Below are 20,062 nucleotides of genomic sequence, written 5' to 3'. Positions count from 1 at the left end.
TGTCAATTAGAAAAACGGAAGGGCCCCCGCGAGGGGGCCCGTGGAGGAGTCGCTATTTCTTGTCCTTTGCCTTGGAAATCTCTTTCTTCAGCAGTTCGGAGTTCTTCTGGACCTTGCCCTCGTCGCGGAGATTTTCGACCACCTCGCGCGCCTTCATCTGGAATTTCTGCTGCATGAGCTGCTGCTTCACCAGGAGCTCTTTCTTCTCGATGGGGAGCATCTTGATCTGGGGATCGAGCCTGGGATTATTGTTGAGCGCGACGATACCGTCGTCGACCTCTTTCTGCGTGGGCTCGATTTCCTTCTTGTACTTTTCGCTTATGTAGTAGGTGCTCACCAGGCTGTCGGTGGTCGTTTCGATGAGCGCCTGCAGGTCCTTCTCCTTCCTGAAGCCCTCGGCGGACGCTTTTTTGGCGACCAGCCGCTGGCGAATGACCTGCTCGAGGAACTCCTGCTTGTCCAGGAACGGGTTGCGGGCCACCTGCTCGGGATCGGCGGCGAGCTCGTCGATCTTGTTGTCGGGGAGGTGATAGACCGAACGGTGCTGCGCGTAATAAAGGCCGTTGAACTCTTCGATGGAGAGGGTCTCCCCGTCGATCTTGGCGAGCCAGGAGCCGGAATCCTTGCAGGACGAAGCCGATGCAAGGCCCACGACGATGAACGCGGCTGCGAATACACGTGATATCTTCATGATATAAATCCTTGAAATAATATTGGAGAGATTGGATCCCTCACGGCATATCCGCCGCCAGAGTACCAAATATGGGTGCCGCTCAAATCATTTGTTGCAAGCATTTTTTAAGTTCGTCGAGCTTTTTTTCCTCCGTTAATGCGCCCGGCCGGAAGTGCAGGACCTCCTTGTCCACCGGGTCAAGGGAAAAGCGCTTGTCCTTCTTTATGAGCGCGAGGAGGCGCTTCACATCGATGCGCGAATCGCCCGAGATGCGGATGCGTACGCCGCGGGAGTCCTCGAGGATCTCGCCGACCATGAGCGTGGACGCGATGGTGCGGATCTTTTCGAGCTCCACGAGGATGCGCACCTCGCCGGGCGGATGGCCGAATCGGTCCGTCATCTCCTTCTCGAGCTCGTCCACTTCCTCGATAAGCTCGCAGGATTCGAATCGCTTGTAGAACTCGATCTTCTGGCGCTCGTCGGCGATATAGGTTTCGGGGATGAAGAAATTCGTTTTCATGAATACCGGGGTACGGAACATGCGCAGGGGCCTTTCCCCCTTGAGGCGGCGCACTGCGTCCTCGAGCATCTGGCAGTAGAGGTCAAAGCCCACGTCCATGATGTTTCCGGACTGCTCCCGTCCCAGGATGTTCCCGGAGCCGCGTATCTCCATATCTTTCATGGCGATCTTGAAGCCGCTCCCCAGGTCGGAATACTCGGCGATAACCGAGAGGCGCTTCTGCGCGGTCTCGGAAAGCGCGATGTGGCGCGGGTAGGTGAGATACGCGTATGCCTGCGTTATCGAGCGCCCCACGCGCCCCTTGAGCTGGTAGAGCTGCGAGAGCCCGAACGTGTCCGCCCGGTTTATGATGATGGTGTTCACGTTGGGCATGTCCAGGCCCGATTCGATGATCGACGTGCTGATGAGTATGTCGTACTTCCTCGCGAGAAAGTCGATGATGACGTCTTCGAGCTCGTGCTCAGGCATCTGGCCGTGGGCGATTACGGAGCTCGCCTCGGGGACGAGCTCCCGGAGCGCGGCCGCCTGGGCGTCTATCGTCTGCACACGGTTGTGCACGTAGAAGACCTGCCCGCCGCGCTCGATCTCTTTGAGAATTGCCATGCGCACTATGTCGGGATTTTCCTCAATCACGTAGGTTTCGATCGACTGGCGGTTCTCCGGTGGCGTGCTGATGATCGAAAGGTCGCGGATCCCCGCGAGCGACATATGCAGGGTCCGGGGAATGGGCGTCGCGGAGAGCGTGACCACGTCCACCTGGGTGCGCAGTTTCTTGAGTTTCTCCTTGTGCATTACCCCGAATCGCTGTTCCTCGTCTATGACGATGAGCCCCAGGTTTTTTATAAGCACATCCTTCGCCAGGAGCGCGTGCGTCCCGATGATGATGTCGAGCGAACCGGCCGTGAGGCGCCTCTTGGCCTCCGCGATCTCGCCGCGCGAGCGGAAGCGGGACACCGTTTCGATCGTGATGGGATAGTCGGCGAAGCGCCGCGAGAACGTGGAATAGTGCTGCATGGCGAGCACGGTGGTGGGAACGAGCACCGCGACCTGCTTACCCGCCATCACGGCCTTGAAGGCGGCGCGGATCGCGACCTCGGTCTTGCCGAATCCCACGTCGCCGCAGACGAGCCGGTCCATGGGCTCCGCCTTCTCCATGTCGTCCTTGATGTCCTCGATCGCCGTGATCTGGTCGGGCGTCTCGTCGTACTCGAACTGGGACTCGAACTCCTCCTGCCACACCGTGTCGGGGGGGAACTGGTAGCCTTTGAGCGCGCGGCGCCGGGAGTAAATATGCATGAGCTCGTTCGCGATCTCCTCGACCGATTTCTGCACGCGCTCCTTGATGCGGTTCCAGGCGGACTTCTTCCCCAGCGCGTCGATGCGAACCTCGCGCCCGTCCATGCCCACGAACTTCTGGACCATGGTGATCTGGTCGAGCGAGACGTAGAGCTTGTCCCCGCCCGCGTATTCAATGATGAGGAAATCGCGCTCGACCCCGCTCGCGGTCATTCGCTCGATGCCCCGGAAAAATCCTATCCCGTGATTGATGTGCACCACGCGGTCGCCGATCTCCAGGTCGAGGAACGACTCGATGGGACGGGAGCCCTTCCGCTTGAAGTGCTTTTTCTTGCGGTAGGCCTTCCCGAATATCTCGTGGTCGGTGAGCACGAGCGCCTTCTGCTCGACGAGCTCGAAGCCTTCCTTGAGCGGGCTTATCAGGATCGAGAGGGACGACCCCGGCTCTATCGCCTCGAAGGAGCTTGAGGGCGAGAGCTCCGACAGCAGGTCGTAGAGACGCCGCGCCTGCCCCTCGAAGCCCGTGCACACGTAGACGCGCCAGTCCTCGGCGAGGCGGTCGGCGAGCTCCTCCCGCACCATCTTGATCTTGCCATGGTAGTTGGGAATGCTCCGGAGCTTCATCTGCACCGCGCCGGGCGTCGTGGTGAACACCTGCAGATCCAGCGCCCGGTCCCGGGCCTGTTCCATCGCCTCCGGGGCGATGAGTTTTTCGGGAGGGAGACAGTAGGCGTGCGCGTGCCTGCGGCGGTAAAGCTCGGAGAAGGTCTTCACGATCGCGTCGCGCGCGGCCGCGCAGTCGATGGGGTCGAACACGATTATGCGCGCGTCCTCCCGCGCGAGCGAGAGAAGCGTCGCCGGATCCACGATCAGGGGGAAGAGGTCCTCGATGCCGGGAATGGACCCGTGGTGCAGGATGTCGCCCTTTTCCCCGCCGGCGAGCTCCGGCACCTGGAGCTTACGCGAATGCGCCCGTTCCAGCTCATCGGCGACCGCCTTGTGCTCCCTCTTCGAGAGGATGAGCTCCTTGCGGGGGTACACGGTAACGCCGTCGAGCTTCGAAAGGGATATCTGGCTTTCGGGATCGAACTCGCGGATCGTTTCGAGCGTGTCGCCGAAAAAGTCGAGGCGCACCGGGTTGTCCGCGGTGGGCAGGTACACGTCGATGATACCGCCCTTCACCGAGAACTGCCCGTAGGTCTCCACGCGGTATTCGCGCGTGAAACCGTACGCCGCGAGGGTGTGTACGATGTCGTCGAAGGGATAATCCTCGCCTGCCTCGAGCGATATGCCTTTCTGTAATAGAAATGCGCGGGAGGGCAGAAGGCGCACGAGCGACTCCACCGGCGCGACGAAGATCCCGGGTTCCCCGCCGATAAGCCGGTACAGGGAGGTGATACGCTCGCGCTCGATGTTCTCGGGCGGCGAGACGAACTCGTAGGGAAGCGTCTCCCAGGCGGGGAGCGCGAACACCCTGGAGTGGTCCGTCCAGCAGCACAGGTCGGTCACGGCGTCGAGCATGGCCTGCCGGTTTTTCACGATCACGAGGGTCTGGCGCGGGTCGTCGTTGAACACGGACGCGGCGATGAAGGGAAACGAGCTGGGCGCGATTCCTTCCACGGCAAGCCTCCGGCCCAGGCCGTCGCGCAGGGTTGCGAATTCCGCGGAGCGTATGAACGAGTCGGTGAGGGGTTTCAGCAGCATTTCAGTAGCGTAATTCCAGCGCGGCAAGTATCCTGTCGTCAAGGATTGCACCGTTTAACGATACCGACGTCCCTATTTCCACCATTTTTTCGAGCTTCACGCGGTTCGCGCGGTACTTCCATCCATAATAGCCTGCGGCGGTGAAGCCCGTCCCCGCGGAAATGAACGAGATGGTGTAGATTATCGTCGAGATGATGCCGAGGTTGATGACGGAATAGAACAGCACGCCCACTCCGAATGAAAGCACGCTCGATCCCGTGAAGAACAAGGCGTTGTACCCGTTGGCATAGGTATTGGCGCGGTCGAGCTGGAGACAGCGGATAAGGTAGTCGGGCGGAAGCGCGCAGAGCCGGCTCGACAGGTCGGGGTCCACGGTGAATTCCCGCTTCACGGGGTAGCGCAGATAATGATAGTGGCGGGTCGTGACCGGTTCGCCCCCGACGAGGCGGTCGATGGTGAGTTCCCAGTTCCCCGCGGCGAGCGGCGCGGGAAGGCTGTACGCGTAGTAGATGCCGAAATACCTGCGCGGATCGATCTCGGTGACCAGGGGAGCGGCGTCCTTTTTCGCCGATTCGCGCAGCGTCAGCCGGTAACGCGCCCCGGCGTCGGCGTCAAGTTCGGGATAAAGGTCCTGCCAGATTATCGTACGCGTATCGGCGCATACGCGGCCTTCGGGATACACGAGGGGCGCGACCATGCCCTGCGCGCGCGAAGGCGCCTCTCCCATGACCAGGCATGTGATGAGCAGGAGTGTCAGTATGTAATGTAAGGATTTCAATGATTATGGACGTCTCCGGGTCGATTCCGGAGAATGGTAGTTGCTGCCGGAAAATCGGCAATTCTTTTTTACGCGGGGGGCCGATGCGCGATGTACCGGTGAATTCGATCCCCCTGGAGTGGGTTGCCGGAAAGAAGCGGCGTGAACCGCGAATAAACGCGAATGAGCGCGAATAATCCACGGCGAGAAAAAACGGCATTGGCCGCGGATTGACATGGATGAACGCGGATGATTCATCGTAAGGTGAAATTTTTCCCATGAATTGAGGGCGAAATTAATGCATAGGGATGCGATTGACCCTGAGTCGAAATCCGTGAAAATCTGTGTAAATCCGCGGCAAAATAAAAGGTATTAGCCACGGATGGACACGGATCGTTCATTCTGGAGGGCAAGCGCGGCCCCGGGAGGCCGCGCTTTGAACCGGGACCCAGAGTATCGGACCCCGAAAATCTTTTAGAACTGCGCCGACTCCGTCGAGTCCTTGAGGGCTTCGGTCGAGCTCTTTCCGCCGGTGACCGTTTCCATCACGCGGTCGAAGTAGCCCACGCCGACGAACTTCTGGTGCGTGATCGCCATATAGCCCTCTTCCTTGCCGTGCTTGAATTCCTCCTGCTGGAAGCGGGAGTACGCCTTCATGCCCTCCTTGCGGTAGCTCATGGCGAGATCGAACATGCCCATGTTGAGGGTGTGGAAGCCCGCGAGCGTGACGAACTGGAACTTGTAGCCCATGGCCGCGAGCTCCTTCTGGAAGCGCCCGAGCTGCGCGTCGTCCATGTTCGCCTGCCAGTTGAACGAGGGCGAGCAGTTGTAGGCAAGGTATTTCCCGGGATACTTCTTGAGCACGGCCTCGGCGAACTGCTTCGCCTGTTTCAGGTCGGGCTCGGAGGTCTCGCACCAGACGATGTCGGCATACGGGGCGTAGGCGATTCCCCGGGCGGCGGCGGACTCCACACCGGGCTTGACCCAGTAGTAGCCTTCCTCGGAGCGCTCGCTTCCGAGCAGGAAGGGGCGGTCGCGCTCGTCGATATCGCTCGTGATGAGCTTCGCGGCATCGGCGTCGGTGCGAGCGACCAGTATTGTGGGCACCCCGCAGATATCGGCGGCGAGGCGCGCCGCGATGAGCTTCACGATGAACTCGCTCGTGGGCACAAGGACCTTCCCGCCCAGGTGGCCGCACTTCTTGGCGGACGCGAGCTGGTCCTCGAAGTGGACGCCCGCGGCGCCCGCCTCGATCATCGACTTCATGAGCTCGAAGGCGTTCAGGGGTCCGCCGAACCCGGCCTCGGCGTCCGCGACGATGGGCGCGAACCAGTAAGGCCCGTGCTCCCGGCAGTCGAGCACCTGGATCTGGTCGGCGCGCCTGAATGCGTTGTTGATGCGATGCACGACGTTGGGCACGCTGTTGGACGGGTACAGGCTCTGGTCGGGGTACATCTCCCCGGCCAGGTTCGCGTCCGCCGCGACCTGCCAGCCGCTCACGTAGATCGCCTTGAGGCCGGCCTCGACCTGCTGCACCGCCTGGTTGCCCGTGAGGGCCCCGAGCGCGGGAATGAATTCCTCGGATTTGAGGAGGCGCCACAACCGGCGCGCGCCCGCGTCCGCGAAGGAATAGTCGATCTTGAGCGTGCCGCGCAGATTGAGGACGTCGCTCGCGGTGTACGGGCGCAGGACCCCCTTCCAGCGGGGATCGGTGTCCCAGCCGTGCTGGAGATCGGCTATTTCGTCATTGTCGATGAGATGGCACGAGAGGCGCTGTTCCTGCTCGATCGCCGACTGCTCGATTGTTTTTTTCATGTGTCCGGAGTCCTCCTTTTTGTTTTCAAATGCGATGATTCAAGCCTGAGCTTTACGGCACCTCACCCCCGGCCCCTCTCCCCGGGGAGAGGGGTGTTCATTGGAATTCGTGTTTCCGAATATTCAAAGCCATCTTTATTTTTCGCTTCTCATACCTGATCAAGGCTCCCACTTTCTCTCCCCCTCTCCCATGGGAGAGGGGGACGGGGGGTGAGGTCTTTCAGCGCTTCTTGAAGCCGTCAATCAATATGCTCGTACGCCTTGAGCGTCAGGAATTCCGCGAGCTCGTCGGCGGTGATTATCTCGGAGAGCAGGCGCGCGGCCGTCTCGTAGTGGCCCGTCTCGAAGCGCTTCTTCCCGACCGACTCCCTGATCTTGTCGAGCTCCTGGGATTCCACCGTGCGGAAAAGGTCCAGGGTGACCTTGCGGCCGTCGTCCAGCACCCCGCGGGGATGGTGCGCCCAGTGCCATATCTGCGTCCGGGAAATCTCGGCGGTCGCGGCGTCCTCCATGAGGTGATTGATGGGAACGCTCCCGGTCCCCGAGAGCCACGCGGCCATGTACTGGATGGCGATGCTCACGTTGGTCCGCAGGCCCGCCTCCGTTATGGTGCCCCCCGGCAGCTCGAGCAGATCCTTCGCCGTTACGCGCACGTCCTCGCGCAGCTTATCCATCTGGTTCGCCCCCGGCATGAGCCTGTCGAACTCCTCCTTCGCGACGGCGACGAGCCCCGGGTGCGCGACCCAGGTGCCGTCGTGGCCGTCCGTCGCCTCGCGTATCTTGTCCTCGCGCACCTTCTGGAGAGCGGCCCCGTTCGCCTTCTCGTCGCCCTTGATGGGAATCTGCGCCGCCATGCCGCCTATCGCGTGCACCCCGCGGCGGTGGCAGGTTTTCACCGCAAGCTGGGAATAGCTGCGCATGCAGTGGCGGGTCATGGATATCTGCCCGCGGTCGGGGAAGATGTACTGCGGCACGTTCTTGAAGCGCTTGATGAAGCTGAAGATGTAATCCCAGCGCCCGCAGTTGAGCCCGGCCATGTGGTCCCGGAGCTCGTAGATGATCTCGTCCATCTCGAAGCTCGCGAGGATCGTCTCGATGAGCACGGTCGCCTTGATGGTGCCGCGCGGAACGCCCAGGAGCTCCTGCGCGCGCACGAACACGTCGTTCCAGAGGCGCGCCTCGAGGTGGCTTTCCATCTTGGGCAGGTAGAAATAGGGCCCGCTTCCCTTCGCCATGAGGTTCTTTGCGTTATGGAAGAAATAGAGCGCGAAGTCGAAGATGCTTCCGGAGACGGGCCTTCCGTCCACCTCCATGTGCTTTTCATGCAGGTGCCAGCCGCGCGGGCGGGCCATGAGGACCGCGGTACGTTCGTTCAGGCTGTACTCCTTTCCCTCCGGGGATACCAGGTGTATCGTGCGGTTTACCGCGTCGCGCAGGTTGATCTGCCCGTTTATGGTGTTCTCCCAGGTGGGGGTGTGCGCGTCCTCGAAATCCGCCATGAAGGTGCTGGCCCCGGAATTGAGGGCGTTGATCACCATCTTGCGGTCAACGGGGCCGGTGATCTCGACCCGCCGGTCCATGAGGTCGCGGGGAATGGGGGCCGCCTTCCAGTCCCCCTCGCGGATGTGCTTCGTGTCGTCCAGGAAGTCGGGAAATTTTCCGCGGTCGATGTCGGCCTGGACCTGCTTCCGTCTTTCAAGGAGGCCGCGCCTCCGCTCGTCGAATTCACGCGCGAGCGCCGCCACGAAGGCAAGCGCCTCCGCCGTGAGTATCTCCCCGAACGCCCCGTCCGCCGGGGCCTTGAGCGTTATGCCGGTTATCGGCGTATCAGAACCCATTGCCGCCTCCTTGCCGTCTGTTGTGTACGCGTCATGTTTTTTTCCCGCCCGCGGCCTGGCAGACCGCGAGCGCCACCGCGTCGTGCATCGCACGGTCCAGGGGCGAGGGCACCAGTTCACCCTCGGGGGCCGCGTCCGATATCGCGCGGGCCGCGGCGAAGAGCATGCCGTCCGTGAAGGCGCGCGCCCGCGCGTCGAGCGCCCCCCGGAAGAGCCCCGGGAAGCCGAGCACGTTGTTGATGCTCTTCCCGTCCGCCGCGAACGCGGCGCCGCGCTCCATGGCGTCCTCCGGCTCGATCTCCGGGTCGGGGTTCGACAGGGCGAATACGAGCTGGCCCGGGCGCACGAGCGCGGGATCTATGAGCCCCTTCTTCCCGGTGGTAGCGATCACCACGTCCGCCTGCGCCATGAGGCCCGCGAGGTCCGTGCGTGTTCCGCCCATCGATTCGAGCCGGCGCATCGCGTCCTCGTTAAGGTCCGTTCCCAGGACCGAGCGCGCCCCGAACGCCTTCAACAGCCGGGCAATGCCTATCCCCGCGGCGCCAAGGCCTATCTGACCTATCACGCTTTTCTGAATATCGAGCCCCACCCGCCGCGCGGCGCTTATGAGCGCCGCCAGTATCACCACCGCGGTGCCGTGCTGGTCGTCGTGGAGGACGGGGATGTCGAGGCGCGCACGCAGTGCGTCCTCCACCGCGAAGCACGCGGGCGCGGCGATGTCCTCGAGCTGGATCGCCCCGAACGAGGGCGCCACCGCCGCGATCGCCTCGACCAGCCTCCCGGGGTCCTTCTCGTCGATAAGCACCGGGATCCCGGACAGGTCCGCCATGCGCGCCATAAGCGCCGCCTTGCCCTCCATGACCGGGAGGCCCGCCAGGGGGCCGATATCGCCCAGTCCCAGGATCGCCGTCCCGTTGGTGATTATGCCCACCGTATGCGCGACGCCGGTATAGCGCCGCGCGAGCGCCGGTTCGTCCCGGATAGCGAGACAGACGCGCGCCACGCCGGGTGTATAGATGTCGCGGAGCTCCTGGAGCGTCGCGATGGGCAGGCGCGACGTCATGCGCACCTTGCCCCCCTCGTGCCGGTTGAACACGCGGTCCGATTTTCCAAGGACGCGCGCGTTGGGAAGGGCGTCTATCTTTTCGATGAGCCCCCGCGCGTCGTCCATGTCGAGCTCGAGCGTGATCTCCCAGACGGTCTTTTCCCCGTCCCGCCGCACCGCGTTGAGGTGCTCGATCACGAGCCCTTCGTCACCTATGACCGTGAGCACCCTGGCCAGGCTTCCGGGTTTGTGCAGGGACTCGACGAGAAGTATCTCGGGTATCTTCATGGTGGTGCGGTCTTTCTCCTTGTGTACGACGATTCCGACCGGCAGCGTGCGCTTGAGATTTCATGGCGCGCGGTCATTGTTTAAATGTACACCCGCACATTAATTTAGTCAAACACCGTCCTGGCGACGCGTGCTATTTAAGGAAAAATTTGAATGATCGGGGTCCGATTCGCGTGGTCTTCCTGAAGCGGATCGGTGGGCAGGGTGTGCGGGAGGCGATGCGTAGTGGCCTCGATTAAATCCCGGTGAATCCGTGGCCTAAAAGAACGGCATGAGCCACGGATCGGCACGGATGAACACGGATCAAGGATAGCGGAGTGAAAAGGCTTATCCGCGAAAATCCGTGTAAATCCGTGGCAAAATAAAGGACATGAACCGCGAATGGACGCGAATGAACGCGGATAAAGAACAAGGAGTGAAAAGGCTTATCCGTGAAAATCCGTGGCTAACAATGTCAGGCATGACCAGCGGATAAGCACGGATGGACACCGACCGTGGGGAAACGGATGCTCTTCGTTAATCCCGGTGGAGGCGGCGCGAATAAGGGTAGGGGAACACATCCAGGATTTCGCCGGCGCGGATGCGCTGCTGCGTACTCTTCCAGAATTCTGCGCTCAGAAGATCCTCGTGCGCCTGGAGGAACACCTCCTTGAGATCGGGCCGGAGTCCGAAGAAGCGGATGAACTCCTCGGGGAAGATGTCGTTCTCGCCCACGTGGAACCAGGGCTCCGCGCTCATTTCGTCCTCGTAGCGGTCGGACCGGGGGATCGCGCGGAAGCTGTATTCGGTGAGCAGGCCCAGCTCGTCGTAATCGTAGAACACCACGCGCCCGTGCCGCGTGACGCCGAAATTCTTGAGGAGCATGTCGCCGGGGAAGATGTTCGAGGCCGCGAGGTCCTTGACGGCCTGCCCGTAGTCTATGATCGCGGCGCGGGCGGCGGCGGGATTCGCGTCGCGCAGGTACAGGTTGAGGGGGGTCATCCTGCGCTCGGTGTAGAGGTGGCGTATCGCGATCCGGTCTCCCTCGACCGTGACGCTGCCCGTGCAGCTATCCAGGAGCTCTTGAAGAAGGTCCTCCCGGAAGCGCGCCCGGTCGAACAGCAGGTGCTCGAACTCCTGGGCGTCGACCATGCGCCCCGCGCGGTCGTGCTTGAAGACCAGGGCGTACTTGTCCATGACCTCCCGGCGCGTGGCGGTCTTCGGGTAGGCGAACCGGTCCCGGATGATCTTGAACACGACGTCGAACGAGGGGAGCGCAAACACCATCATCACCATGCCGCGCTCGCCGGGGGCGATCTCGAAGAGCTCGCTCGTCGATTCCAGGTAACGCAGCAACTCGCGGTAGAGCTCGGTCTTGCCGTGCTTGTTGTAGCCGATCGAAATGTAGAGCTCGGCGACGCGTTTCTGGGGCATGATGGATCGGAGAAACTCGATCACCTCGTGGGGATTCTCGACGGTGACGCTGAAGTAGGAGCGCGTGAAGCTGAACACGATGCTCGCGTCGTCCGCCTGCGTGAGCGCGGCGTCGATCGTGACGCCCTCCCGCGGATGCCGGAGCGCGAACACCAGGGGGATGACCTGTTCCCCCGACCAGGCGCGCCCCACGATGTAGGCGCCCTTGTTGCGGTAGAAGACGGACTTGAGCGTCTCGACGGACTCGATTCCCCCCAGGCCCGCGGCGCCCAGTTGCGCGTCGATCGAGCGCGCGGCGAACATGACGTCGTCGTCGATATTCTGGTAAGGCGCGCCCAGGTCGTAGAGACCGAGCACCGCGCGCACGAGACCGGCCGTGGAATCCACCCCGGCGAGGACGTGGTAGAAGGGGACGCTCGAGCGGGCGGGGGGAAGGTTGAAGTCCGAGTCGATGAACTCGCGTGCGCGGTCGACGCCCACGGTTGCGAAAATGCGGCGCGTGATCGAGTTGAAAAAGGTCTCGGCGAGCTCGAAGTCGCCCGCGCCCGCGATAAGGCGGGAATAGGCGGCCTTCATCTGCGCCCACACGGCGGCGGTCATCGCTGTCCCGCCGAGCGCTTCCCGCGTATCGGCGACCACGCCGTCCACGATCTTCCTGTAGAGGTCCAGCCGTTCGACGGAATCGCGCTGCACGCCGTGCCAGTCGCGCCGCGCGAATCGTTCGGCCGCCCTCGCGGTGATCGCGCGGAACTCGTTCTGGAAGGCGAGGAATCCCTCGTGGATCCGCTCCGCGCCCAGGCCCGCGAGCTGTCCTATGGCGATCATGGCCGGCATTCCCGGCAGGATTCGCCGCGCTTTACGGGACCTTCGTATCGGCTCCCGCGCTTTATTCTCATGGTGTTTGCCGGATTATGCTTCATGTGTTAGAAAAGGATAACCTTCCGCGCGGCAAGGTCAAGTCCGAATCGACGGCGCAAGGAGGGGCCGCGTCCCTGGTAGCGTTCTCGTATTCCGTTCCCGCGGCCTTCCGGCTCATATCCTGAAATAATGGAGAAGGATTTCAGCGTGGAGTCAGCGGTTGCTGAAAGCAGGACATTCGTTGAAAACGGCAGTCCATTTTATACTTGCATTTCCTGACATGATAATGTACATTACCCTGATCAAGCATTGAGGAGATGATCCATGCAGTCGGCGACGTTTACTGAGTTTCGAAACAACGCAAAGCGGTATTTTGACAAGGTGGAAAAAGGCGAGATCATCGAAATCTATCGTCACGGCATGCCCGTGGCCATTCTCATGCCGGTGAAGAAACGGGACAAGGCGAGGTTGTCCTCGGCCAAGCCTTTGAAGATTCCCGGTGTCAGTCTGTCGCGGGCGATTCTCGCCGAACGCGATGAAAAGTGAATGAAATTATTCATCGACTCTTCCGCCCTGGTGAAACGCTATATCGAAGAGTCCGGCAGCGGGCGAGTGGCGGAATTGATTGAAAAGGCGAAGGAGGTTGCGGTTTGCATTGTGTGCATTCCCGAGGTGCTTTCGGCCTGCAACCGATTGGTCAGGGAAAAGAAGATAAATTCCGAGCAGTATGAATGGATAAAAAATGAATTTCTCCTCGATATGGGGGAGTTCGTTGTGATAGATATTACGAACGAAGTAATTATAAGGTCGATTCAATGTCTGGAGAAAGGGGCTCTGCGTAGTCTTGATGCTTTGCATATTGCCTCGGCGGTCGAATATAAATGCGGATTGTTCGTTACTGGCGATCAGCGGCAACATGCGATAGCCGCAAACATGGGGTTAAAATTGGAATCGGTGTGATCCCGGTCACTGAATAAAAAAAAGGTGTGGCAATTGACTGTAAGCGTTGATATACGATTTAAGAAAAGAACGGAAGGACCTGAATCGATTCTTGTGAATGATTTCCTTTCAGTTTATAAACAGAATAATTCAAATATCGATAAGTCATTCACCGTTTTTACGGAACCGTTTACCGGTTCGGGTTTTCCCGACCTGGTAATTGTTTTATGGGACGATGTAAAAATTCATAAGTGGCATCCAGAAAGAAGCAATCTTCGAAATATTGATTTAAAAATATTGCACCACATGATGACGAATCATTGCAGCTACACTCTTGAAAGCCTTCGAGATCAACTTGGATATTCAACTAAACAACTCGAATGCTCCCTTGACAAGCTGTCCTCTTCGTCCCTTGTTAGACATTTTAAAAATGACACTTTTTGTGTTTGCTCGAGAAGTGATGCTTTTTATGTAAAAACAATAATAGCAATTGAAGCTAAAATAAAGAATTGGAAAGCGGCGTTCAACCAGGCGGAGACGAATTTCTGGTTTGCTTCGGAAAGTTATGTATTGTTGCCGGGTGAATCGTTAAGGAATAGCATTATTGATAAGGCGGCTGAATCCCCTGCAGGGTTGCTTTCCTATTACAATAATAATTACGATGTAGTTTCAAAATCCGAAAGGAGGAAGATGCCGGTTTCGTATTGTTCCTGGATTTTTAATGAGTATATAGGCAAGAATACATATATGGGTGATGGCGCCAGGAATGGATCGTTCGAAATTTTCTGAAATATTTCCTTCGCTCTCCGGTATTGAGGAACTTTCTTCCGGTGGCTACAAAACCGTTTACAAGGCTGTTCATCCATCCCATGGCGATGTTGTGCTTAAAATAATAAAACCAAGCCAGGACAACCTCGAACTATGTGAGCGGATTAAAAGGGAAATACGCTCTTCTGAGATCGTCAAATCCGAACATATTCCCCGCATATTCGACTCATGCGTTACCGGTGACGACTTTTGGATCATTGAGGAGCGTATTGATGGGAAAACACTTCGCGAAGTGTTAAAGACCGGCAAGCGTTTCTCCCTCGCAGAAATCTATTCATTCCTTGCAACTATTCTCTCGATTATTATAAAAGCGGAACAGGTTAAAATCGTTCATCGTGACATTAAACCTGAGAATATTATCATCGGTACTGATGGGAAATTATGGCTCATTGACTTTGGTATCGCCCGCCATCTCGATCTTAACTCACTGACAAATTCAAATGCCCCTTTCGCCCCCTGTACGGTCGGGTATGCGTCCGCCGAACAGTTCCGGAACCGGAAAAGGGATATTGATTCGCGCACCGATCTTTTTGCTATTGGTGTAGTTGCCTATGAAATGGCGAGCGGTGAAAATTTTTACATAAAAGATGCGCGGGATGCTTTTCAAGTCATTCGTAAAATCGAGCGGGATCCATTGCCGGCGATAAAAATAACCGGTGATCCTCAGTACTTGCTTGCAAATTTCATTAAAACTATCGGAGATAATAGAATTTCACGGCGTCCATCTTCTGCACAAGAAGCGTTGGATATTTTACGCTCAATTCGTACGACACTGACTTTTTGAGGTTTCTATGGAACTATATCTTCAAATGGGTTTTGGCATGATGGAACATGCTAAAACATTAATCTCTTCCTGGGGTAGCGGAACATGTATACTGAGCCCCCGGGACATGACGGTCGATCAGATGGATAAGTTCTGCCGCGAAATTAAAAGTATCGGCGGAAAAATTGCCCTCGATCCTCAATTTTATCAGCCATATTCGGATCATGAAAAGCTTATCAATCATTCCTTCTGGCCAAATGATTTTGAGACAGGAAGTTTTTTTTCTGGAAGTGCGATAAATGACATGGTTGATATCCTTTGGAATGAATACAATTCGAAATACCAAGCGGATACATTCTTTATACCTGGTCGTTATAGTGGTGCAATTGATGATGACTGGAAAAAATACAATGATCAAATGATCGATGTCGTTACCAAGAAAAGTATTGGTATTCCTCGCTATGCGTCTTTGGCCTTGTCCTCCGAGGTGGTGATCTCCGAGGATCAAGTCCATGATATCCTGGATCATGTTGAAGATTGGCCTGTCGATGGGTTCTACCTCGTTGCCCGGCATTCAAAAGATGATTACCTGGTTCCGGATGCTTCATGGCTCGCTGGGCTTATTGACCTCTGTGCCGGTCTAAAGCTGTTGGGGAAAAAAGTTATTGTTGGGTATTCCAGCCAGCAAATGGTGTATTTGGCTCTTGCAAAAGTGGATGCCATTGCCTCGGGCACGTGGGTCAATGTGCGTACCTTCTCGCTTGATAAGTTCGAAGCCGCTGAGGATGACCAGCAAAGCAGACGAACTACCTGGTACTATTGTCCTCAATCGTTGTCTGAATATCAAATTACGTTTCTCGATATTGCGAAAAGAGCAGGTGTTCTCAATGATATTAAAACCGATGATTCTTTTCGTTCGGAATATGTGAATGTTCTTTTTTCGGGAGCTCAACCTACCACCGTCGGTATTTCCGAACGAGAAGCATTCCGTCACTATCTTCATTGTTTAAAAATGCAAACAGGTTATGCAAGTCAGGCATCTTATGAAGATACATACAAGTATTTGAATATGCTTTTTAATACGGCCGGGCAGCTCGCAAATTATTTTAAAACTAAAGGCGTTCGCGCTAAATATCGTGATTTCTCGGAAGTGATGGATGATACGATTGCGGCGATTGATTTGTTTAATACTACGCGTGGGATGATCTATAAGCATAGATGGAATTCTATTTAAGATTTGTTTTTTTAGTCCATTAGCGACATCATGCGTCGTTCCAACTGCGCGGGTGCTTTGCAGTGCGTGCTTGATCCGATTGAAGCGAAAGGCAGGGAGGTTGCCGCCGCTATATCGGAATTACGGAAATAGCGACTTCGAAACCGCGAATGGACGCGAATGAACGCGGATAGTTTATCATTTGAAATCATGAGGGACCACGCGGTGATCATTAACGATACCCGATTGCACTACGGAACCGGCCGACGCCTTCGCGCCGCGAGCCTCCTCGCGGTATGCGCGCTGCTCCTTGCCGTTGCCGAGCATCCCGCCGCGCAGGACGACCCGCGCGCGCTCCTGGTCGAGATCGCGCACGAGGCCGCGAAGATCACGAGCATCGACGCGGAGATCGAGCAGTACATATCGAGCCCCGGAACGGGGAGCGAGTACTTCAAGGGACGCTACCGCTCCGACAGCCTGGGGCGTATGCGCATCGACTACACCGTGCCGGGCGTCCAGGTCGTGATCCACGACGGGGTGAACTTCTACTGGTACTACCCGGACGACAAGCTCCTCTACAAGATCGAGCGCCGGGGGGCGGAGCGCCCGGCCGGGGGATTCGACCCGTTGCGCGACGTCGCGAAGGACCTGGACTCGAAGCTCTCCGTGGAATACCTGGGGACGCATCTCTACGGGTTTTTCACGCCCGCCCATTATTTCCAGCTCCGCAATTCCGAAAACGGCGTCGTGATGGACGTGCTCGTAGACAAGGGGAAGAAGGCCGTGCTCCAGAAGACCGTGCGCGACGCGCGCGGCGTCGAGCTCATGAGGGAATCGTATGAGGGATATGCGCGCGTAGGGGAAACCTGGTTTCCCTCGCGCGTAACGGTCGTCGCCCGCTCGGCGGGCGGGATCACGAAAAACGTCACCGTCTACTCCGCGCTCGCGCTCAACCGCGGCCTGGCCCCCGGGCTCTTCGTGCTCGATCTCCCCCGCGACGTGGTCGCAAAAACCATCCATGAATAGGACGCTTCTCGCACTCCTGGCGGTCTTACTGGGCGCGTTCCCGGGCGCGCCCCTGGCGGCGCTCCCGGTGAAGACCGTGACGCTCACGGGAAACACGGTCGACCTGGGGGGCGAATTCGCCGCGCGGATCGCGCGCATCGGGGGGGACCTCTCCCCGAAGGAGATCGAGGCGATCGGGGTCATGGTGACCGACGAGTATCACCGGAAGGGCTATACGGCGTCCTTCGTCGAAAAGCTCGCGCTGACACGGGCGGGTACGCTCGAGGTGAGCGTCCACGAATCGCGCATAACGGAAATCGATATCTCCGGCAATGCGGCCCGCGCGCGGGAGCGCGCGGGCGCGATGCTCGCGCCCCTCAGGGGCGGGGTGTACAACCGCTTCGAGGTGGAAACCGCCCTCGAGGGGATGCGCGCGGCGCTGGACCTGCCGGGGGTGGAGTGCACGCCGCGCAACGCGGGGCCGGGGGGCGGCGACGTGCGCCTCGAGGTCGCGCTGGGCGCGCGGACGAGCGGGCGGTTCCGCGGCGCCCTCTACGCCGATCCAATCTACGGCGTCTCGCCCATGCTCGGCTACCTGCACGTCTTCGGGTGGGGCATCCTTGACCTGCGCGCGGGGGCGGCGTTCAGGGAAGGGGGGGCGTCCAGGGAAGAGGGAGAGGCGGTCTATTCCACGCCGGGCGCCGGGGAGGGACGGGCGTACTTCTTCACCGGGGCGCGCGGGGCGCGCTCGGTCGAGGTGTGGGCCGGGCGGGACGAGCTTGAATACCGCATAACGGACGCGCGCGGGTACGCGGGGGCGGGCGTTCCCCTGGGCGCAATCGGACGCGCGCGCGCGGCCCTGAAGATCTATGTCCGGGGCGATTCGGCGCGCGTCGAGGATTACCGCGCGCACGCGCTGGACGCCAGGGATATCCGGCTCACCGGGGAGCTGTCGGTATCGGACACGGAGGTCGTGCTCGAGCGGAGGGATGCGACGACGTTCACCATGAAACTGGAACCGGGGACGGGCACCCTGTCGGAGCGAGGCTATATCGGCGCCAGCGCTTCTTTCCGTGCGCCCCTCGCGCCCGCGTACTGGCTGCGCATCATACCCGGCTTCCAGTGCGACTACACGACCGCGCGCGAGCGTTATTATTGGACGTACGTATTCGACGCGTCGATGATGGGTTTCCCCGGGGATTATACCGCGTCGCGGTGGAAGAACGCGGGCAGTCTCGAAGCGGAGGCCGAGCTCTACCCGGACTTCCTGTACGCGGGGCCCTTCGTGAACGCCGCGTATTTCCTGGATGAATCCGGGCACTGGTGCAGCGCAACGGGCGCGGGGGCCAGGGTCTTGCTCGTGTCCGGGAAAAGCCGCGCCTCGTTCGCCTGGGCGTGGAACGTCGCGGGACCCGCGTCGAAGGGGGCGCTGTACGTGAGCGCGCAGGCGGCGTTTTAAAGGCGGTGCTTAAAGAAAGAGGCGTGTAAGAGTGGGAGAGGGGGGTGAAGGATTTTGCAGCGTAGAACAATACGCGTTTTGTCCTTGTTTTTTGTGGTGATTGTTATATATGTGAATAAATGGTTTAACTATCGTAATGTGGAGGAGTATAATGAAAAAATCTATTGTCTTCTCGGCCTTTATATTTTTATTCTTTATTCAATCTTGTATTCCGTTTTTAATTATAGATTACAACAAAGAAAAAGAAATTCAAAAAGTTATTGAAATTGCAAAACAATCTCATTTTGATAATTTTCCAGAAACAAATTATAATACAGTATTTAATAAAATCTCGAAAGGTAATTATCGTTGGGAATCTTCTGGAATAGAAAACAATTGCAGTTGCTTGGTAAATATTACTTATGCTGATCCGAAACTGTTTTATAATCAAACGCTATGTTTATTATTTAGTTTTAGATATGATACACAAAGGAAAGAAATTGAATTAGAAAAAGTAGTTGATATCAATAACAATCGATTATATTCAGAGCCAGAAGGAATTGCTTATGTTACAATGATTATAATGAAAATTTATAATGGCAATGGATGAATAGGAGCAATAAATCATAATTCATCAGATAGTGTTCCTTTGAGTATTCTTCCTTTCATCGTTGCTTTATAAAAAATGATTACATGCAATGAAATGTTGTATATGAAATGTTGGGATTAAAAATAAACCGATGGAATATCAAGATATTATATGAAATTTATATGTGGCAATGACGAATTTGGTGAATTTTATCATTTGGCCGTTGCGGGGATTCTAGCCAAGCTGGCTGGAATCGAATTTTCAGTTTATGTTGATAATTGTGAAATGGGAAAGCATTTTCTTAAGGGAATTGGGATAGAAATCGACACCAGTTCCCCTGGGAAAACAGAGAAAAGCCACTTAGGCGAAACCGCGCAGATAATATTTTCACACTACCATACAGGCGCTATGAAAAAAATAACCGATAAAATAAACGAAAAGGCGAAAGATGGTAAATGGGAATCTGTAGTTGAATCGAAGTTTACAGATTTACTTTCTACCGATAAAAAAATTCTGATATGGATACGAAAAAAGACGTATTGCAGTCATCGAAACACAAATGATGATGGAATCATCTCATTGTTGAAATGGTGCAATGAAAATAATTTATGCCCTATTACTATAGGTGAAAAAATAGATGGTGTAAAATCAATCGATAAATTTTATGAAAATGATTTTTATAAAGAAGATTGCGTCTTTAAGCAATTGTATTCACTGGATTACTTATATAAAAATTGTAATGTTATGGCTAGTCTTGGGGTAATGAGTGGAGCCATGGATGGGCAAGCTTTAATTTATAATAATAAAGTTATTTTTTGGGCGCGTGAAAGTGATGCTAAACCAAGGATGAACAAGGTGTCAAGTATTGTGCCTGGATTGATTTGGGTTCCGTTGGAATACACGAATAAATTCCCTCCTTTTCGTGAAGGCGATCTCGCTGAATTAGAAAGGTATGTAATGAGGAAGTGAAAGCCTGCCCTATGAGTATTGAAACTATTATGAAGGGAATTCCACCTTCCTTCCGGAAAAGTTGTTTTGAAAAGACGTCCACTATGCAAAGCGCAATTCCCTGACAGGTCT

The 20,062-nt window shown here is 56.9% G+C and carries 16 protein-coding genes; 9 read left to right on the top strand and 7 right to left on the bottom strand.

The annotated features are described in order from the left end of the window. Positions 1 to 52 precede the first annotated feature (52 nt). The 7 genes from EPN93_20770 to EPN93_20740 form a co-directional block, all read right to left on the bottom strand. On the bottom strand, positions 53 to 691 hold the full coding sequence (locus EPN93_20770) for a hypothetical protein (GenBank protein TAL29774.1): 639 nt from the start codon (positions 689 to 691) through the stop codon (positions 53 to 55). Positions 692 to 773: 82 nt separating this feature from the next. Continuing rightward, positions 774 to 4,193 carry a transcription-repair coupling factor gene (gene mfd, locus EPN93_20765; GenBank protein ID TAL29773.1) on the bottom strand — a complete coding sequence of 1,140 codons (3,420 nt, stop codon included), beginning with the start codon at positions 4,191 to 4,193 and terminating at the stop codon, positions 774 to 776. Position 4,194: 1 nt separating this feature from the next. Further along, entirely contained in the window at positions 4,195 to 4,971 is a 777-nt protein-coding gene (locus EPN93_20760) for a hypothetical protein (protein TAL29772.1), read from the bottom strand. Positions 4,972 to 5,424: 453 nt separating this feature from the next. Further along, on the bottom strand, positions 5,425 to 6,765 hold the full coding sequence (gene aceA / locus EPN93_20755) for an isocitrate lyase (protein ID TAL29771.1): 1,341 nt from the start codon (positions 6,763 to 6,765) through the stop codon (positions 5,425 to 5,427). 239 nt (positions 6,766 to 7,004) lie between these two features. After that, positions 7,005 to 8,603 carry a malate synthase A gene (gene aceB, locus EPN93_20750; protein ID TAL29770.1) on the bottom strand — a complete coding sequence of 533 codons (1,599 nt, stop codon included), beginning with the start codon at positions 8,601 to 8,603 and terminating at the stop codon, positions 7,005 to 7,007. A 31-nt stretch (positions 8,604 to 8,634) separates the two neighbouring features. Next, the gene (locus EPN93_20745; GenBank protein ID TAL29769.1) at positions 8,635 to 9,936 is read right to left on the bottom strand and encodes an NAD-dependent malic enzyme; all 1,302 of its coding nucleotides are present in this window, start codon (positions 9,934 to 9,936) and stop codon (positions 8,635 to 8,637) included. A gap of 516 nt (positions 9,937 to 10,452) precedes the next feature. Continuing rightward, complete coding sequence (locus tag EPN93_20740; protein TAL29798.1) at positions 10,453 to 12,174, bottom strand: bifunctional isocitrate dehydrogenase kinase/phosphatase; 1,722 nt, start codon at positions 12,172 to 12,174, stop codon at positions 10,453 to 10,455. A gap of 357 nt (positions 12,175 to 12,531) precedes the next feature. Between EPN93_20740 and EPN93_20735 the strand changes: the two genes are divergently transcribed. The 9 genes from EPN93_20735 to EPN93_20695 all read left to right on the top strand — a co-directional run bounded on the left by EPN93_20735 (position 12,532) and on the right by EPN93_20695 (position 19,951). After that, entirely contained in the window at positions 12,532 to 12,753 is a 222-nt protein-coding gene (locus tag EPN93_20735) for a type II toxin-antitoxin system Phd/YefM family antitoxin (GenBank protein ID TAL29768.1), read from the top strand. Then, entirely contained in the window at positions 12,754 to 13,167 is a 414-nt protein-coding gene (locus tag EPN93_20730) for a PIN domain-containing protein (protein ID TAL29767.1), read from the top strand. Positions 13,168 to 13,200: 33 nt separating this feature from the next. Further along, positions 13,201 to 13,935 carry a hypothetical protein gene (locus EPN93_20725; GenBank protein TAL29766.1) on the top strand — a complete coding sequence of 245 codons (735 nt, stop codon included), beginning with the start codon at positions 13,201 to 13,203 and terminating at the stop codon, positions 13,933 to 13,935. Next, complete coding sequence (locus tag EPN93_20720; protein TAL29765.1) at positions 13,901 to 14,758, top strand: serine/threonine protein kinase; 858 nt, start codon at positions 13,901 to 13,903, stop codon at positions 14,756 to 14,758. Before EPN93_20725 ends, EPN93_20720 begins: the two co-directional genes overlap by 35 nt. Before the next feature lie 106 nt (positions 14,759 to 14,864). Next, the gene (locus EPN93_20715; protein TAL29764.1) at positions 14,865 to 15,971 is read left to right on the top strand and encodes a hypothetical protein; all 1,107 of its coding nucleotides are present in this window, start codon (positions 14,865 to 14,867) and stop codon (positions 15,969 to 15,971) included. A 189-nt stretch (positions 15,972 to 16,160) separates the two neighbouring features. After that, the gene (locus EPN93_20710; protein ID TAL29763.1) at positions 16,161 to 16,976 is read left to right on the top strand and encodes a hypothetical protein; all 816 of its coding nucleotides are present in this window, start codon (positions 16,161 to 16,163) and stop codon (positions 16,974 to 16,976) included. After that, a complete protein-coding gene (locus EPN93_20705) occupies positions 16,969 to 18,414 on the top strand; it encodes a hypothetical protein (protein TAL29762.1) in 1,446 nt (481 codons plus the stop codon). Before EPN93_20710 ends, EPN93_20705 begins: the two co-directional genes overlap by 8 nt. 151 nt (positions 18,415 to 18,565) lie before the next feature. Continuing rightward, complete coding sequence (locus tag EPN93_20700) at positions 18,566 to 19,003, top strand: hypothetical protein (GenBank protein TAL29761.1); 438 nt, start codon at positions 18,566 to 18,568, stop codon at positions 19,001 to 19,003. A 150-nt stretch (positions 19,004 to 19,153) separates the two neighbouring features. Next, a complete protein-coding gene (locus EPN93_20695; GenBank protein TAL29760.1) occupies positions 19,154 to 19,951 on the top strand; it encodes a hypothetical protein in 798 nt (265 codons plus the stop codon). Positions 19,952 to 20,062 lie beyond the last annotated feature (111 nt).

The sequence above is a fragment of the Spirochaetota bacterium genome (genome assembly GCA_004297825.1).
Taxonomy (GTDB): Bacteria; Spirochaetota; UBA4802; order UBA4802; family UBA5368; genus FW300-bin19.
Note: the sequence above shows the minus strand (reverse complement) of the source record. Positions and strands in the feature narration are given on the sequence as shown.

What these genes read in the sequence shown, in the direction of transcription:
- EPN93_20770 (TAL29774.1), bottom strand. Translation starts at nt 691, where the DNA reads ATGAAGATATCACGTGTATTCGCAGCCGCGTTCATCGTCGTGGGCCTT.
- mfd (TAL29773.1), bottom strand. Translation starts at nt 4,193, where the DNA reads ATGCTGCTGAAACCCCTCACCGACTCGTTCATACGCTCCGCGGAATTC.
- aceA (TAL29771.1), bottom strand. Translation starts at nt 6,765, where the DNA reads ATGAAAAAAACAATCGAGCAGTCGGCGATCGAGCAGGAACAGCGCCTC.
- aceB (TAL29770.1), bottom strand. Translation starts at nt 8,603, where the DNA reads ATGGGTTCTGATACGCCGATAACCGGCATAACGCTCAAGGCCCCGGCG.
- EPN93_20745 (TAL29769.1), bottom strand. Translation starts at nt 9,936, where the DNA reads ATGAAGATACCCGAGATACTTCTCGTCGAGTCCCTGCACAAACCCGGA.
- EPN93_20740 (TAL29798.1), bottom strand. Translation starts at nt 12,174, where the DNA reads ATGATCGCCATAGGACAGCTCGCGGGCCTGGGCGCGGAGCGGATCCAC.
- EPN93_20735 (TAL29768.1), top strand. Translation starts at nt 12,532, where the DNA reads ATGCAGTCGGCGACGTTTACTGAGTTTCGAAACAACGCAAAGCGGTAT.
- EPN93_20730 (TAL29767.1), top strand. Translation starts at nt 12,754, where the DNA reads ATGAAATTATTCATCGACTCTTCCGCCCTGGTGAAACGCTATATCGAA.
- EPN93_20720 (TAL29765.1), top strand. Translation starts at nt 13,901, where the DNA reads ATGGCGCCAGGAATGGATCGTTCGAAATTTTCTGAAATATTTCCTTCG.
- EPN93_20715 (TAL29764.1), top strand. Translation starts at nt 14,865, where the DNA reads ATGACGGTCGATCAGATGGATAAGTTCTGCCGCGAAATTAAAAGTATC.
- EPN93_20710 (TAL29763.1), top strand. Translation starts at nt 16,161, where the DNA reads ATGAGGGACCACGCGGTGATCATTAACGATACCCGATTGCACTACGGA.
- EPN93_20705 (TAL29762.1), top strand. Translation starts at nt 16,969, where the DNA reads ATGAATAGGACGCTTCTCGCACTCCTGGCGGTCTTACTGGGCGCGTTC.
- EPN93_20700 (TAL29761.1), top strand. Translation starts at nt 18,566, where the DNA reads ATGAAAAAATCTATTGTCTTCTCGGCCTTTATATTTTTATTCTTTATT.
- EPN93_20695 (TAL29760.1), top strand. Translation starts at nt 19,154, where the DNA reads ATGAAATTTATATGTGGCAATGACGAATTTGGTGAATTTTATCATTTG.